This is a genomic window from Aeromonas sp. EU05-FHT14A05, assembly GCF_058791175.1.
In genome coordinates this window covers 81,815-95,043 of sequence record NZ_JBYTDH010000015.1, presented here as the reverse complement: position 1 = coordinate 95,043, position 13,229 = coordinate 81,815, and the positions used below count along the sequence as shown (strand labels likewise).

The window sequence follows — 13,229 nt, the reverse complement described above, 5'->3', positions numbered from 1 at the left end:
GGTATCCATGATGGAGGCCCTCAAGGTGATGGCTTGCTTCAAGGTTAGCCTTTCAACACATAACTGGGACAGCGCCAAATAATAAGGCTGACCGCCAGCATCGGGTTCTCGGCGTCCTCAGGTCAGGATACGGAGCTCAGTTCAATACTCAAGCGGGCAGACGCTGCCCTCTATGCCGCGAAGCGAAACGGCCGCAACCGGGTTGAATGCAACCATGGGTAGCACTCTTGGCTGTCGATGGGGAGCAAGAGCAGGGATGAGCCTGCGGGCGCCTTTTCCATTGCCGCCATCGACAATCCCGGTTTGGCGCAAGGGGCGGGCTTGGGCATAATGGCGTCCCATCAAGGGTTGCCGCGCCTCGCAAGGCGGGCGCACCCAGCAAGCGCGCAGAGGAGATGAGATGAAATTTATCGGAGCCCACGTCAGTGCGGCCGGCGGGGTGGAGAACACCATAGCCCGTGCCCAGGCTATCGGGGCCAACGCCTTCGCCCTGTTCACCAAGAACCAGCGCCAGTGGCAGGCGGCGCCCCTGTCGGATGCCAGCATCCGCGCCTTCAAGGCGGCCTGCGACAAGGGGGGCTTTCGCCCCGAGCAGATCCTGCCCCACGACAGCTACCTCATCAACCTGGGCCATCCCGACCCCGACGCCCTGGCCAAGTCCAGGGATGCCTTCCTGGACGAGATCAGGCGCTGCGAGCAGCTCGGGCTCTGCTACCTGAACTTCCACCCCGGCAGCCACCTCAAGCAGATCCCCGAGGCGGCGAGCCTCAAACTGGTGAGCGAGTCCATCAACTGGGCGCTGGAGCGAAGCGAGGGGGTCACGGCGGTGATCGAGAACACCGCCGGCCAGGGCACCAACCTCGGCTGGTCGTTCGAGCACCTGGCCACCCTGATCGACGGGGTGGAGGACAAGCGCCGGGTCGGGGTCTGTTTCGACACCTGTCACGCCTTCGCCGCCGGTTACGATCTGCGCACCCCCGAGGGGTGCGCGGCGGTGTTCGCCGACTTTGACCGCATCGTCGGCTTCGAGTACCTCAAGGGGATGCATATCAACGGTGCCAAGTGTACCTTCGGTAGCCGGGTCGATCGCCACCACAGCCTGCGGGAGGGGAACCTCGGCGAGGCGGTGTTCCACCACATCATGAACGATCACCGTTTCGACGGCATTCCGCTGATCCTCGAGACCATAGACGAGACGATCTGGAGTGACGAGATAAGCTGGCTGCGCAGCCTGGCCAGGACCTGATCCGCCGGGCAGCCTGAACAGAGGCCGGTGCCGCGCCTTCCCTCGCCATAAGGGGGAAGGGCATTCATACGAGGAGACGAGATGCAATCACAGGGAAGCGCGCCACTGCTGCGCTGGGGGATAGCCGGGGCGGGAGCCATCGCCAGGCGTTTTTGCCGCGACGTCAATCAGTACGCCAGGGGCGGGCGCGTGGTGGCGATCGCCGCCCGGGATCAGGGGCGGGCCGACGAGTTCGCCGGTGAGCTGGGGCTGGGGCTGGCCTATGGCAGCTATCAGGCCCTGGCCGAGAGCCCCGAGGTGGATGCCGTCTATGTGGCGGTGATCCACCCAGAGCACGCCGCCCTGATCAGGCAGATGCTGCTGGCGGGCAAGCACGTGCTGGTGGAGAAACCGGCGGTGACCCGGGTGGCGGATTGGGACGCCCTGGTGGCGCTCGCCCATGAGCGCGGCCTGCTGCTGCTCGAAGCCATGAAGGTGATGTGCTTCCCCGCCATGCGGGCCCTGTTGCAGCGACTGCCCCTGCTGCCTGCACCCCGCAGCCTGCGCGCGGCGTTTGGCTCGGCCCCGCCCCGGGTCGGCAAGCTGTTCGATCCCGCCCTCGACGGCGGCGCCGCCTGGGATGTGGGGGTCTATCCGCTGTGGCTCTATGCTGCCCTCTGCGAGCGGCTGGGGCTTGCGACCCAGGCCCCCGAGGTGGCGCTGGACCGGGCGCCGGGGGAGGTGGATCTCGCGGCCCGCTTCCGCTTCGGCGGCCCCTTCCCGGCCGAGCTTGGCGCCTCCATCATCGAGGATCTCGATCGGGACGCCTGGCTCTCGGGGGAGGCGTGGACCCTGGTCATCGAGGGCAAGTGGTGGAACCCCCAGCACATTCGCTGGCAGGGGGATACGCCCCCTGCGGCCTGGCCGGCGGACATCTACCTGCCGGTGCAGGGGGGCGGCATGCAGCACGAGGCGGATCACTTCGCCGATTGCCTGCGCCACCGGCTGCTGGACTCCCCCTGGGTGCCCCATGCCCTGACGCGGCGGGTGCTGGGCTGGGTGGAGGCGGGGCTGCACCGGGGGGGCTGATGGCGCCGCACGCCATCCTGCAATAGATCCCCGAAACATCTTCCTCAAACAACAGAGGGCGCCACGGCGCCCTCTGTTGTTTGACCCTGATCGCCCCTCAGGGGGCGGGCAGGGTCTGGGCGCGGCAGAAGGCGAGGAAGCGGCGCAGGGCCGCGGAGTGGAACTTCTGCTTGTGCCAGACGAGGGAGAGCTGGCGGGGGAAGCTCTGGCTCGGGGTGAGCGCCACCAGGCGGCCGCTGTGCAGGCGATCGGAGACCGCGAGGCGTGAGATAAAGGAGATGCCGAGCCCCTTCTCCACCGCCAGCATCACCGCCTCCAGGGTGTTGAGCTCGAGCCCCGCCTGCCAGCGGGGCAGATGGGGCTGGATCTGCTGCTCGAACTGCTCGCGGCTCCCTGACTGGGGCTCGCGCAGCACCCAGGTCTCATCGGCGAGCAGACGAAGGGGCAGCTCCAGCTGCCCCGCCAGGGGGTGGTGGGGGGGGGCGACGATCAGCATCTCGTCTTCGAGCCAGGGCTCGCTCACCAGCTCCGGGTGATGGTTCTCCCCCTCGATGAGGGCCAGATCCAGCTCGAAGTGGGCGAGGGCGTGGCACAGCAGATGGGTGTTGGCGATGGTCACCCTGGGGGCGGATCCCAGCGCCTGGGCGCCCCCCGCCAGCAGGGCGGGCAACAGGTAGTTGCCTATGGTCTGGCTGGCCCCCAGGCGCAGCTGGCCGCTCGGCTCGGCGTCCGGGCCAAACAGCTGCTCTATCTCCTGCATCCGGGTCAGCAGCTCCTCGGCGGCCGGTTGCAGCAGGCGCCCCTCGCTGTTGAGCTGGAGTCTCGGATGCACCCGATCGAACAGCGGGGTGGCGAGCTGGCGCTCCAGCTCCTGCAACGACTGGGAGACGGCCCCCTTGCTGAGGCAGAGCTCGCTGGCCGCGCCCCCCAGGTTGCCGTGGCGGGCTATGGTGGCGAACACCTTGAGTTGTTGCAGGGTCAGCTTCATGTCGTTTGATTTTCCTAAACGCTTAGTTCAATTCATTTAGATATCGTAAACGATAGACCCTCTTTATCCTATACACATCGTCATCAACAAGAGGGTACCACTCATGATCGCACGCACCCGTCGCTCCCTTGCCGCCGCCCCGACCCCCATGGCCGGGCTGGCTCTCGGGATCGCCAGCCTAGGCTGGTGTTGGGAAAATGCCGGTCAGTTCGATGGCCGCCTGCAACTGCTGGGGGCCGCCATCGCCGCCGTGCTGCTCCTCGTTCTCACCTTCAAGTTCCTGCTGCACCCGCGTCTGCTGTGGCAGGATCTCGCCCACCCCGTGGTGGGCAGCGTGGTGCCCACCTATGCCATGGGGACCATGGTGGTCTCCAAGGCGGTGGGGCTGCTGGCCCCGACCCTGGGGCAGGGGCTCTGGCTGTTTGCGGTGGCCATTCACCTGGTGTTCCTCGCCACCTTCGTCTGGCACAGGGCCAAGGCGTTTGAGATTCACCACATGGTGCCGAGCTGGTTCGTGCCGCCGGTGGGGATCATAGTGGCCGACGTCGCCTACCCGGGCGGCCCCTTCGCGGCCCTGGCCAATGGCCTGCTCTGGTTCGGCATGGCCTGCTACGGCCTGATGCTGCCGCTGATGCTCTATCGCCTCATCTTCAGCCACGAGGTGCCGGATGCCGCCAAGCCCACCATCGCCATCCTGGCGGCCCCCGCCAGCCTGTCGCTGGCCGGCTACCTGACCGTGAGCCAGGATCCCTCCCTGCTGCTGGTGGCCGTGCTGCTGGGGATAGCCGTGCTGATGACAGGCATCATCTACCTGGCCTTCATCAAGCTGCTGCGCCTGCCGTTCTCGCCGGGTTATGCCGCCTTCACCTTCCCCCTGGTGATCGGCGCCACCGCCCTGTTCAAGGTGGGTCAGCTGCTGTCGCAGTGGCCAGAGGCGGCCCACTATGCGGCGCAGATCAATCAGCTGGCCTATCTGGAACTCGGTGCGGCGACCCTGATCGTCGGCTATGTGGCGCTGCGCTACCTGATGTTCTTCCTGCCGCTGGGCCAGATCGGCATGCGGGAGCAGCCTCAGCAGCCCCTGCGCCGCTAAGATCGCAACCCGTCTCGACCAAGAGCAGACCCCGCCTGGCGGGGTCTGCTGCATCCGGGATGGGGACAAGGGGTGAGCAGGGGGCACAGCCAGGGTGTCAGGGGGCGCTGTCAATCCGTGAAAAGGCTCAAATTGTCACTGATTCAGGTGACATTAAGTTAGCTTTAACTGGTAATACCTGTCAGGATTGCCGCAATTGCCCACTTCTACCTTTTGATAGTACCCATGTCCTCCCAAGATCCCGTGTTTGACTCCACGTTCCAGACCCGTTTGCTGCACCCGCGTTACTGGGTTAGCTGGCTTGCCCTCGCCGTGCTCGGTGTGCTCGCCTATGTGCCGCCCCGTTGGCGCGACAAGCTGGCGGACGCCCTGGCGCCCCTGGTGCTCAAGATCTCGAAAAAGCAGGTCTATATCGCCAGAACCAACCTCGCCATCTGCTTCAAGGCGCTGAGCGAGGCAGAGCGGGACGCCATACTGATGACCTCGATCCGGGTCGGCCTCAAGAGCCTGCTGGGGTTTGGCGAGTTCACGGTGCGCAGCCCCGAGTACCTGATGAAGCGCATCCAGGTGAGCGGATGGGAGCACATCGAGGCCGAGCAAGCCGCCGGCCGTCCGGTGATCCTGGTGGTGCCCCACAGCTGGCCCATCGATGCGGCGGGCTACTACTTCTCCCAGCGGGGCCTGCCCATGTGCACCATGATGAAGAGCGCCCGCAACCCTGTGTTCGACTGGCACATCAACCGCGAGCGGGCCAAGAATGGCTGCCGCGTCTATGAGCGCAGCGCCGGCATCAAGCCGGTGATCAAGGCGGTGAAATCCGGCCTGAGCTTCTTCTACCTGCCGGATCAGGATCATGGTCGCGAGGCCAGCCTGTTCGTGCCCTTCTTCAAGCATCCCAAGGCAACCCTGCCGGCCCTGCCACGGCTGGTCAAGCTGACCGGTGCCCGCGCCGTGCCGGTGCTGGCCTGCTATGACGAGGCGGCGCACTGCTACCGGCTGGAGATAGAGGCCCCCTTCGCCGACTACCCGAGCGATGATCTGGTGGCCGACACCTGCCGCATGAACGATTGCGTGGAGCGGCAGCTGACCCGTCACCCGGGCCAGTACATGTGGTTCCTCAAGATCTTCGATACCCGCGAGGATCAGGAGGGGGAAGACGGCCTCTACGAAGAGGGGATACGTCGCATCCGCAAGGGACTCAGCCCTCATTCCTGAACCGCAGCTTGATGCGCTTTTCCAAGTGGTCCCATGTGGGCCACTTTTTATTTCTAACTAGTCGGATCAGTGACTTGGAAACCCCGCTTGGGGGATACCGGGTAGAAAAAATTGTCAGGATCACTAAAATGACGGTCTGTTTTGATGATTCGATGGCGACCATGTCCGCACAAGATCCGGTGTTTGACACCTCCTTTCATCTGCGTCTGCTGCACCCCCGTCTGTGGGGCAGCTGGCTGGCGCTTGCCCTGCTCTCCCTGCTGGCCTGGATCCCGGCCAGCTACAGAGACAAGCTGGCCGATGCCCTGGCCCCCCTGTTGCTGCGCTTCTCCAGGAAGCAGGCCTACATCGCCGAGACCAACCTCAAGATCTGCTTCCCCGCCCTGGACGCGGCCGGGCGCGAGCGGTTGTTGCTCAAATCCATCCGGGTCGGCCTCAAGACCTTCATGGGCTTTGGCGAGCTCACCTGGCGCAGTCCCGCCTTCCTGAAAGGGCGCATCAAGGTGCGTGGCTGGGAGCATATCGAAGCCGAGCTGGCCGCCGGGCGCCCCATGATCTTCGTGGTGCCCCACACCTGGGCGGTGGACATGATAGGCCGCTACCTGACCGATGAGGGGGTGCCCCTGTGCACCATGATGAAGAGCCCCAAGGATGCGGTGTTCGACTGGTACATCAACCGCGAGCGCAGCAAGGGCGGGCGTGTCTACGAGCGCAGCGTCGGCATCAAGCCGGCCATCAAGGCCCTGCGCAGCGGCGACAGCTTCTTCTATCTGCCGGATCAGGATCACGGCCGGGAGGCGAGCATCTTCGTGCCCTTCTTCGGCCACCCCAAGGCGACCCTGCCGGCCCTGCCCAAGCTGGTCAAGCTGACCGGCGCCCGGGCCGTGCCCATCCTGGCCTGCTATGACGAGGATCTGGGCTGCTACCGGCTCGAGGTGGAGCCGCCGTTCGACCCTTATCCCACCGCGGATCTGGAGGCGGACGTCAACGCCATGAACCGCACCGTGGAGCAGCAGCTCGGCCGCTTCCCCGAGCAGTACATGTGGTTTCTCAAGATTTTCGAGACCCAGGCGGATGACGAAGGGGAGGATGGCCTCTACGAGGAGGGGATCCGGCGCATCCGCCAGGGGTTGCCCCCCGAGCCTTGATGGACAGGGCCTGCTTGCGGGCCGTTGTGACAGCCAGGGAGAGGCGGCTGGCGCGGGGCACACCAGACCACCCCCGGCAAGGGGCCGGTGGGGGAGCAAAGCGGGGCCCTGTCTGGCCTCCCGCCACGCGCAAACAAGGTGCAAACAAGGTGCAAATAAGGTAAAAGGGCGGTCATGAAAATTCCAAATCGAATCCAACCTCTGGTTGATGACGGCCTGGTCGACGATGTCATCAGCCGGCTGATGAGCGGCAAAGAAGCCGACGTCTATGTGGTGCGCTGCGGCGACGAGATCCGCTGCGCCAAAGTCTACAAAGAAGCCTCCAAGCGCAGCTTCAAGCAGGCCGTGGTCTATCAGGAAGGGCGCAAGGTGCGGGGCAGCCGCGATGCCCGCGCCATGGAGAAGGGCTCCAAGTACGGTCGCAAGCAGCACGAAGAGGTGTGGCAGAACACCGAGGTGGATGCCCTGTTCAAGCTGGCCGCCGCCGGCGTGCGGGTGCCCACCCCCTATGTCTGCCTGGACGGCGTGCTCCTGATGGAGCTCATCACCGATGCCGACGGCAACGTGGCGCCCCGCCTCAACGACGTGGCGCTCTCGCCCGAGCAGGCGCTCATCGATCACGGCAAGGTGATCCGCTACGTGGTGCGCATGCTCTGCGCCGGCCTCATCCACGGGGATCTCTCCGAGTTCAACGTGCTGGTGGACGAGCAGGGCCCCGTCATCATCGACCTGCCCCAGGTGGTGAATGCCGCCGCCAACAACCAGGCCAGGGCCATGCTGGAGCGGGACGTCAACAACATGCGCAACTACTACGGCATCTATGCCCCCGAGCTGCTCAAGACCCGTTATGCCAGGGAGATGTGGGCCCTGTTCGAAGATGGTAAACTCGGCCCGGAAACCGAGCTGACCGGCCTGTTCGAGGAGAGTGCCGAGGCCATCGATCTGGACGGGGTGCTGCACGAGATCGAGAGTGCCCAGGAAGAGGCCATGGCCCGTCGCGCCAGGCTGAAGGCCGAGCAGGAAGAGGAGTTCTGACGAGAGCCCGGATCCCGTCCATGAAAAAGAGCACCCAGGCGCTCTTTTTCATTGGGGTGGCGGGCCGGTCTAGCGTCCCGTCAAGGGCGGGGCCTTGAGGCGGGGGCCGGGGTAGCCCTTGACCTCGCCGAAGCGGGGATGACCGCTCTCCCAATCCGCGGCGGCGGTGCGAATGGCCTCTGGGCTGAAGCTCACGAAGTTCCACCAGATCTGCAGCGGCTTGGCCAGGGGCTCGCCGCCGATGAGCAGCAGGTGGCTGCCTGGATTGAGTGTCACCGCCAGCTCCCGGGTGCCAGGTGGCAGATAGAGGAGCTGCTCGGGGGCAAGTGCTTCCCCTGCTATGGTCGCCTCTCCCTGTAAGGGGAAGAGCCCGTGCTCGAAGGCCGGGTCCAGCGGCAGCACCATGTGCCCGCCTTGGGTCGAGTGCAAGTCCAGCCCGAGGATAGGAGAGAAGTGCAGGGTGGGGGCCCGGCGCCCGGCATGCTCGCCGATGAGCAGGGTCAGGGTGGTCTCGCCCTCCTGCCAGCGCGGCAGTTCAGGGTAGTGATCAAAGCGCGGCCGGGTGTCCTGATCCGCCTCTGGCAGCGCTATCCAGAGCTGGGCGGCGTGCAAGTCGGGGTGGCCCGCCAGGGATTCCTCGGTGTGGGCTATGCCCCGTCCTGCCGTCATCAGATTGACCTGGCCCGGGCGGATCACCTGCTCGCTGCCGAGGCTATCCCGGTGGAGGATTTCCCCCGCCAGCATCCAGGTGAAGGTCTGCAGGGCGATATGGGGATGGGGCCCCACGTCCAGCCCGGGGGCGCCGGGGGCGAAGCGGGTCGGCCCTATGTGATCGAGAAAGCACCAGGGCCCTATGGTGCGCCGCTCCTTGACCGGGAGGGCGCGGGCCACCGGGATCCCGCCCACATCGGTGAGGCGGGAGGAAATGCGTTGCCACTGTTGCGTCATGTCGTGCTCCTTGCAATGGGTTGATGGCGTACGGGCTTTCGCCCTAACGGCGGCGGATCGCCGGGAAGCTTCTCATGGGGGCGAAGCCGGGTCTTATCGCCGGTCTGACGGTGGGGGGACGCACCGGCGTGGTCATGGTGCGGGGGAGGTGGGGTCTGGCATCCACCCTGGGCTGAGTGGAGGGTGTCAGCAAACCGCTGTCGGCCTTGGGCAGCGCCCCGGGAGCCAGCAAGCCGTTCTCGGCCCTGGGGAGAGTGCCGCCTCTGTCGTCCAGCACCGAGCGCGGGCCCTTGTCCGGGTTGCTGATGCTGGGTCGGTTCTGTCGGCTGTCACGCAGCGCCTGTTGCTGCTCCGGCGTCATGGCATTCCAGCGGGTCGCCAGATCCCCTCGCAGGGCGGCCACGTCTGGCTGGCCAGGGTTCTCCTGCCAATCCTGATACTTCTCCTTGATCTCTTGCTGGCGCTCCGGATCGAGCCCGCTCCACCACTTCTTGATCAGCTCGTCGAACTCCCCCTGGTTGTCGCAGCACCAGGGGTAGTAGTCATCCCAATAGCCGTAATAGTCGTCATACCACCAGTAAGAGGCGCCATAGACGCCACCAGTGCCGGCCCCCGCATCGCCGCCTGACGAGGAGGTGTTGCTGCAGCCTGCAAGGCCCAGGGCCAGCAGGGGAATGAGGAGGGCGATGCGCATGATGCTCCCGGTGCCATGAAAGGACGCAATGGACGGATGATAACCTGACTATGCACCAATCCGGCCCTGGATGGCAGACTCGACCCCCATCAGGCGCCGAGCCGCAACGGGCATGCCGCCACGACCGACATCGTGATGTGACTCTGGAGCGCCCTGGGGCCGGATAGAGCGACTATCCTGCCTCGGCACACTCGACCATATGACGGCGCCAGGTGGCATTCGAAAGGGGTCGGCTCTGGTGGGTGCTGCATCTTGAGGGCGGTGCCGGCCATCTAATCGGCTGCCACGCTCGGCAATGCCATGACGCAGGCCTCTCGGCCCAGATGGGTCAGCAGACGGCGCACATCGTCGAGGCGGATGATCAGGGTGGCGGTATTGACCAGCGGGTGGCACTGCACCTGCTCGGCCTGCCAGATACGCTCGTCCACCACCAGCTCCACGGCCTGTTCGTGATCGCGCACCATGGCAAGCAGGGTCACCGAGCCCGGGGTGAGACCGAGCACCGCATCGAGCCGCTCGGGGGAGCCAAAGCTCAGCCGTTTGACCCCAAGCATGACCGCCAGCGCCTTGAGATCGACCCGGCTCTCCTCCGGACTCACCACCAGAAACAGCCGCTCGCTTTTCGGATCGCGCAAAAAGAGGTTCTTGGTCTTGGCAGCGGGCAGGTCGGGCAGCAGCCTGCTAGCCTCCTCGCAGGTGAAAACGGGGGGATGATCGATACGCTGGTAGGGGATGGCGAGCCGATCCAGCAGGGAATAGATTGCCACAGTGACTCCTTTCGTCTTTCGTCGGCGAAGCGCGGAATAAAGAAGCGCGGTAATAAAAGGGTTGATGGGGATGACGACGGGATCGAGCTTACCAGTTTGACTCCCGCCCCGCAGCCTGGCGTGACGATTGCGAGCAGGCACTGTATGAACGTACAATAGTCCCATCCCAAGGCCGACCCCTACATCTTCATGACTGCGACCCAGCCCCCTGTTCCTGCCACTCCGCCCCTCGACGGCTTTATCCTGACCCGCCACGGTCGGGACGTGCAGGGCCGCAACGGGCAGGCTGCCACGACCGAAATCGTGATGTGGCTCTGGAGCGCCCAGGGGCCGGTGCGGCTGGTGGTGCCGGGGCAGGAGCCGGTCTTCTTCCTGCCACAGAGCCACATGGCCGAAGCCGCCGAGTTGTTCAAGGGCGCAGGGGTGAGGGGGCGGTTTCGCCGCCTGCCCATGCACACCTTCGATGGCCGCCCTGTGGTGGGCTGCTATTTTGCCACCCTGAGCGCCTTTCACCGGGCCATCGAGCTGCTGCTCATTCGCGGACTGGAGCACTTCGAGGCGGATATCCGGTTGCCGGAGCGCTTCCTGATGGAGCGCTTCATCACCGCCGGGGTGCGCTTCGATGGCCGGGCGGTGAAGAAGGGGGGCAGGCAGGGCTACTGGGAGGTGAACGAGGCACGCTGCGCCCCCCAGGCGGTGACGCCGACCCTCTCCTGGGTATCGCTGGACGTGGAGTGCGCCATGGACGGGGCGCTCTTCTCGGTGGGGCTATACAGTCTTGAGGATGCGCGGGTCATCATGATAGGCACCCCGGAGGCGGATGCCGACAGCTGGGGTACCCGGGTCGAGTGGGTGGCGGACGAGAACGCCCTGCTCGGCGCGCTGGAGATCTGGTTCCAACGGCACGACCCGGATCTGGTGATCGGCTGGAACGTGGTGAACTTCGACTTTCGCCTGCTGCTGCGCCGCGCCGAGCTGGGCAAGCGCCGCCTGCGGCTGGGGCGAGGGCGCGAGCTCTGCTTCTGGCGCTCGTCGCGGGGGGATCCCCAGACCGGCAACGTCATCATCCCCGGGCGCATGGTGCTCGATGGCATCGACACCCTCAAGAGCGCCACCTGGCAGTTTGCCAGCTACAGCCTGGACGCGGTGGCGAGCGAGTTGCTCGGCCGCGGCAAGGATATCGAGGACGTGGCAAACCGGGGGGAGAAGATCACCGAGCTGTTCCACTCCGACAAGGAGGCGCTGGCCCGCTACAACCTGGAAGATTGCAAGCTGGTGTGGGAGATCTTCGACTACTGCCACCTCATCCCCTTCGCCATCGAGCGGGCCTCCCTCACCGGGCTGGAGCTCGACAGGGTGGGGGGATCTGTGGCCGCCTTTACCAACCTCTACCTGCCGCGGCTGCATCGCGGCGGCTACGTGGCCCCCAATCTGCCCGCCGATGGCGGGCTGGCGAGCCCCGGTGGCTATGTGATGGACTCCAAGCCCGGCCTCTATCGCCACGTGCTGGTGCTCGACTTCAAGAGCCTGTATCCCAGCATCATCCGCACCTTCTGCATCGACCCCATGGGACTGGTGGAGGGGTTGCAGCACCCAGAACAGGCCATTCCCGGCTTTCGCGGCGCCCTCTTCTCCCGCAGCCGGCACTTCCTGCCGGATCTCATCGCCACCCTGTGGGCGGCGCGGGATAGAGCCAAGGCGGCCGGCAACAAGGCGCTCTCCCAGGCCATCAAGATCATCATGAACTCCTTCTACGGGGTGCTGGGCTCGGGGGGCTGCCGCTTCTACGATCCCAGGCTGGCGTCATCCATCACCCTGCGCGGTCACAGCATCATGCAGCAGACCCGGGAGTGGATAGAGGCCAAGGGGGTCGAGGTGATCTATGGCGACACCGACTCCACCTTCGTTCACCTGAACAGGGAGACCAGCCCGCAGCAGGCCGAGCAGACAGGCCGCGAGCTGGCCACCATGATCAACGACAACTGGACGGCGCTGATCAGGCGCGAGTTCGATCTGCCCTGTTATCTCGAGATCGAATACGAGACCCACTACCGCCGCTTCCTGATGCCCACCATCCGCGGGCTGGAGAAGGGGAGCAAGAAGCGCTATGCCGGCCTGGTCGGCGGCGAGGGGCAGGAGGGGAGTGAGCAGCTGGTGTTCAAGGGGCTCGAATCTGTGCGCACCGACTGGACCATGCTGGCCAAGCAGTTTCAGACCCGCCTCTATGAGCTGGTGTTTCACGACCAGGATCCCAGCGGCTATCTGCGCACCATGGTGGACGAGACCCGGGCCGGCTTGCACGACGATCTGCTCATCTACCGCAAGCGGCTGCGCCAAAAACTCGAGGAGTACCAGAAGAACGTGCCCCCCCACGTGCGGGCGGCGCGCCTGGCGGACGAGGAGAACCTGCGCCGCGGCTTGCCCCAGCGCTATCAGCACAGGGGCACCATCGCCTATCTGATGACCCTGAACGGCCCCGAGCCGCTGGAGTACAGGCGCAGCGCCATCGACTACGAGCACTACATCGACAAGCAGCTCAGACCCATCGCCGACGCCATCCTCCCCTTCATCGGCGAGTCGTTCGACCGGATCTGCGGCCAGCAGCTGGATCTCTTCTAGCGAGCCAGCCCCGCAGCCGGGGCTGATCCGGGTCAGGCTGACCGGGAGGGGAGGCAACGTCAGAATGCAAAAAGCCCGCTCGATGAGCGGGCTTTTCCGATTTGGTGCGTCCTAGTGGATTCGAACCACCGACCCCCACCATGTCAAGGTGATGCTCTAACCAGCTGAGCTAAGGACGCAGGGTGCGCAATGCGACTTTTTTATTTGCAGGGGAGTGGTGGGTTTAATTGGATTCGAACCAACGACCCCTACCATGTCAAGGTAGTGCTCTAACCAACTGAGCTATAAACCCACATCAAATTCACATCTGCAATTTATTCAAACTGTTATGGTGCGTCCTAGTGGATTCGAACCACCGACCCCCACCATGTCAAGGTGATGCTCTAACCAGCTGAGCTAAGGACGCAT

Annotated in this window: 12 protein-coding genes and 3 tRNA genes; 8 read left to right on the top strand and 7 right to left on the bottom strand. The window is 65.1% G+C overall.

The window, feature by feature from the left end:
- Positions 1–63: 63 nt before the first annotated feature.
- The 3 genes from AC3WR3_RS18400 (at position 64) to AC3WR3_RS18390 (ending at position 2,314) form a co-directional block, all read left to right on the top strand.
- The gene (locus tag AC3WR3_RS18400; protein WP_492292772.1) at positions 64–222 is read left to right on the top strand and encodes a diguanylate cyclase; all 159 of its coding nucleotides are present in this window, start codon (positions 64–66) and stop codon (positions 220–222) included.
- A 178-nt stretch (positions 223–400) separates the two neighbouring features.
- Positions 401–1,246, top strand: coding sequence for a deoxyribonuclease IV (gene nfo / locus AC3WR3_RS18395; RefSeq protein ID WP_492292765.1), 846 nt, complete (start codon positions 401–403; stop codon positions 1,244–1,246).
- A gap of 81 nt (positions 1,247–1,327) precedes the next feature.
- The gene (locus AC3WR3_RS18390) at positions 1,328–2,314 is read left to right on the top strand and encodes a Gfo/Idh/MocA family protein (RefSeq protein WP_492292763.1); all 987 of its coding nucleotides are present in this window, start codon (positions 1,328–1,330) and stop codon (positions 2,312–2,314) included.
- A 97-nt stretch (positions 2,315–2,411) separates the two neighbouring features.
- Here AC3WR3_RS18390 and AC3WR3_RS18385 read toward each other — a convergent pair whose 3' ends face one another.
- Positions 2,412–3,302, bottom strand: a complete 891-nt coding sequence (locus tag AC3WR3_RS18385) for a LysR substrate-binding domain-containing protein (protein ID WP_492292761.1) — start codon at positions 3,300–3,302, stop codon at positions 2,412–2,414.
- A gap of 103 nt (positions 3,303–3,405) precedes the next feature.
- Here AC3WR3_RS18385 and AC3WR3_RS18380 point away from each other — a divergent pair, with 103 nt between their 5' ends.
- The 4 genes from AC3WR3_RS18380 to AC3WR3_RS18365 all read left to right on the top strand — a co-directional run bounded on the left by AC3WR3_RS18380 (position 3,406) and on the right by AC3WR3_RS18365 (position 7,793).
- Positions 3,406–4,395, top strand: a complete 990-nt coding sequence (locus AC3WR3_RS18380) for a TDT family transporter (protein WP_202045494.1) — start codon at positions 3,406–3,408, stop codon at positions 4,393–4,395.
- Between the two features lie 225 nt (positions 4,396–4,620).
- Positions 4,621–5,610, top strand: coding sequence for a lauroyl-Kdo(2)-lipid IV(A) myristoyltransferase (gene lpxM / locus AC3WR3_RS18375; protein WP_492292759.1), 990 nt, complete (start codon positions 4,621–4,623; stop codon positions 5,608–5,610).
- A gap of 152 nt (positions 5,611–5,762) precedes the next feature.
- Positions 5,763–6,758, top strand: a complete 996-nt coding sequence (locus tag AC3WR3_RS18370) for an LpxL/LpxP family acyltransferase (protein ID WP_429039528.1) — start codon at positions 5,763–5,765, stop codon at positions 6,756–6,758.
- Positions 6,759–6,932: 174 nt separating this feature from the next.
- The gene (locus AC3WR3_RS18365; protein WP_202045499.1) at positions 6,933–7,793 is read left to right on the top strand and encodes a PA4780 family RIO1-like protein kinase; all 861 of its coding nucleotides are present in this window, start codon (positions 6,933–6,935) and stop codon (positions 7,791–7,793) included.
- A gap of 69 nt (positions 7,794–7,862) precedes the next feature.
- Here the strand turns inward: AC3WR3_RS18365 and AC3WR3_RS18360 are convergent, their stop codons facing one another.
- The 3 genes from AC3WR3_RS18360 to AC3WR3_RS18350 all read right to left on the bottom strand — a co-directional run bounded on the left by AC3WR3_RS18360 (position 7,863) and on the right by AC3WR3_RS18350 (position 10,202).
- Entirely contained in the window at positions 7,863–8,741 is an 879-nt protein-coding gene (locus AC3WR3_RS18360; RefSeq protein ID WP_492292757.1) for a pirin family protein, read from the bottom strand.
- A gap of 43 nt (positions 8,742–8,784) precedes the next feature.
- Positions 8,785–9,435: a hypothetical protein gene (locus tag AC3WR3_RS18355; protein WP_492292755.1), complete on the bottom strand. Its 651-nt coding sequence runs from the start codon at positions 9,433–9,435 to the stop codon at positions 8,785–8,787.
- 272 nt (positions 9,436–9,707) lie between these two features.
- The gene (locus AC3WR3_RS18350; RefSeq protein WP_492292753.1) at positions 9,708–10,202 is read right to left on the bottom strand and encodes a prolyl-tRNA synthetase associated domain-containing protein; all 495 of its coding nucleotides are present in this window, start codon (positions 10,200–10,202) and stop codon (positions 9,708–9,710) included.
- A gap of 189 nt (positions 10,203–10,391) precedes the next feature.
- On the opposite strand from AC3WR3_RS18350, the gene AC3WR3_RS18345 reads away from it, so the two are divergent.
- Complete coding sequence (locus tag AC3WR3_RS18345) at positions 10,392–12,821, top strand: DNA polymerase II (RefSeq protein WP_492292751.1); 2,430 nt, start codon at positions 10,392–10,394, stop codon at positions 12,819–12,821.
- A 102-nt stretch (positions 12,822–12,923) separates the two neighbouring features.
- On the opposite strand, the gene AC3WR3_RS18340 is transcribed toward AC3WR3_RS18345, so the two are convergent.
- From AC3WR3_RS18340 to AC3WR3_RS18330, 3 genes are all read right to left on the bottom strand, one after another.
- Positions 12,924–13,000: transfer RNA gene (locus AC3WR3_RS18340), tRNA-Val, on the bottom strand.
- 36 nt (positions 13,001–13,036) lie between these two features.
- A tRNA-Val gene (locus AC3WR3_RS18335) sits at positions 13,037–13,113 on the bottom strand.
- Positions 13,114–13,150: 37 nt separating this feature from the next.
- A tRNA-Val gene (locus tag AC3WR3_RS18330) sits at positions 13,151–13,227 on the bottom strand.
- Positions 13,228–13,229: the final 2 nt, after the last annotated feature.